The sequence below is a fragment of the Moorena sp. SIO3B2 genome (genome assembly GCF_010692525.1).
GTDB lineage: Bacteria > Cyanobacteriota > Cyanobacteriia > Cyanobacteriales > Coleofasciculaceae > Moorena > Moorena producens.
In genome coordinates this window covers 1-2,210 of record NZ_JAAHHE010000694.1, presented here as the reverse complement: position 1 = coordinate 2,210, position 2,210 = coordinate 1, and the positions used below count along the sequence as shown (strand labels likewise).

Sequence of the window (2,210 nt, the reverse complement as noted above, 5' to 3'; positions counted from 1 at the left end):
GGCTGCGGATTTAACAGGGACAACCTTAAATCAATTTATGGTTCATGCTCAGGTTAAAGAAGCCCAAAAAGCGATTAATACAGAACAGGTGATTCACTTATCACCCCAAGATGCGGATATAATTTTTAGTCTGATTGAAAATCCGCCTGCCCCTAACAACCATTTAAAAGAAGCTATCCAACGTCATCAGGCTTTTTTCAGTGAAAAAGATTGAACGTCTGGCTTATTATGAGGGATACGGGTTTGAAGGAACTAAAGAGCATCCATTATTGTTGTTTTTACCTTTATCTAGTTTAGGTAGTGCTTGAGAAGCTAAATCTCAAAAATAGAACTTTCCAGAAGATCAATAACTGCTGAAACCGCTGTTTGCACCGCTCCTTGAACTGAAGCATGATTAATTGCCAAGTGTTCCCCTGCAAAGAAAACACGAGGATTATCTACTGGATAAGCTTGACCGAGTAATGGTTGATATTTCTCCCGATACCCTGGAGCAAAATAGGCATAAGAACCAGAACCAGACTGATTATCTTCATCCCAAATACTATGAATAATATCATCAGTATAGTCTTTAATCTCAGGATGAAGTTGGGAAACTTCGTCTAAGGTTAAATCGGTTTTAGCTGTTTCCTCTAAAGTTCTAAATTTTCTGGAATTATCTTCCCAGCGATAAGCAGCAGTTAAAACTGATGGCTGATAAGAAATATCCTTATCTTTAGCAATAAAGTGAGGTTGAGAAAGCTTTGTTGAGTCTAATTGAGCATTATCAGAAGGATACCAACACTTTTCTATATTTAAATCCGTAAAGCTACCACCCCCATAGACATGATCGGCAAATTCCCAAGGACGAGCGGTACAGTGTAATAGAGTTTTACTGGCACTGTAATACCCCAAATTGTTAATCGCTTGCCGTTGTTGGCTAGGTAAACTAGGGTCAAAATCAATCTGAGCCAGAGCAGTAGCAGGAATAGTACAGATAATATAGTCAAATTCTGCAATTTGTTGCTTATCCAGCTTATTCCAGACCAGCCGAACCCCTCTATCGGTCATTTCTATATTTGTTACTCTGGCTTCAGTCTGGATTGTGCCTGATATGCTTTTAACCAAAGCCTTAATTAACGTTTCCAGTCCTCCGATTAGCTCATATTGTTCTACTCGATGCCAAGCAAAGAAGTCAATTAAACCATTTAACAGAGAGACTTTGTCGTAATGAATTGCTCCAGTAGCATGACCGAGTAACTCAAAAGCATCGGCAGAAAGATGACTGCGAAAATAGTCGGTAACCGTTAGGGTATCCCATTTTCTAACTTGATCACTGGTAAAAGTGGGCGCAAATAACTCCCATTTCTCTTGTTCAGTCAAAGAATCGATTAATTCTTCCAATAACTGGTCGTAAATTACCCCAGGGTCTTGTTGATCATCAGGGGTTAAATTGTATACACCAAACAACTCTTGGTAATTATCTAAACGAGTTTTATTACCCCGTAGATAATAAAAAGCGGCGGGATTGTAATTAATAAAAGGTCTTTTTGGTAAATTAAATTTATCGATATAGTGTAACGTGCAGCCATGACTAGTAGGAATTCGCATTGCGCCTAATTCCCCATAAGTGCCATCACTAAAATAATGAGTCTTAATTCTTCCTCCGAGGCGAGAATCAGCCTCTAATACAGTAACTTGATGGTTGAGTTGACTCAGTTCGTAAGCACTTACGAGTCCTGCAATTCCTCCACCGATAATCGCAATTCGTTTGCGAGTACCACCTTGATCGTAGGGACTAAGGGAACCAGGATGACGATACAGGCGCTCAAAGGAAAAAGGTTCCTCTAACTCTTGTGTATGGCGGTAAGGGTTAAACATCGAGCGTTATCCGAAATTAGGGCTTAGACTGATTTTCCCTTAAAAATGTCTTCCCGTAGCGGCTCAATGCTCGCGCATCGCGTTTTTTGAGGGATAACTCCCCTAACTAGTTAACCATTACCAGGGGATTACTCCCCAGACTTGTAAGCATTCAGCTATCAGCGTGTCGCGTATCAGCGTGTCGCGTATCAGCTTTTGAATAAGCGATGCAGCGCCTTCACGCGGGGGTTTCCACGGGGCTTACAGCGATGCAGAGGTGCGACCCGTGGCGAATTTAATTCTTAATGCGGAAAACGCACCATTACGGTCTTGGGGAGGCAGCGCGGTCTTGGGGAGGCAGCGCGGTCTTGGGG

Annotated in this window: 2 protein-coding genes; one reads left to right on the top strand and one right to left on the bottom strand. The window is 41.7% G+C overall.

Going from position 1 to position 2,210, the window contains the following annotated elements; genetic code table 11:
• On the top strand, positions 1–214 hold a 214-nt coding region (locus tag F6K38_RS39915), incomplete at its 5' end, for a type II toxin-antitoxin system TacA family antitoxin (RefSeq protein ID WP_287360413.1).
• Between the two features lie 98 nt (positions 215–312).
• Here the strand turns inward: F6K38_RS39915 and F6K38_RS39910 are convergent.
• Complete coding sequence (locus F6K38_RS39910) at positions 313–1,857, bottom strand: flavin monoamine oxidase family protein (protein ID WP_287360411.1); 1,545 nt, start codon at positions 1,855–1,857, stop codon at positions 313–315.
• Positions 1,858–2,210 lie beyond the last annotated feature (353 nt).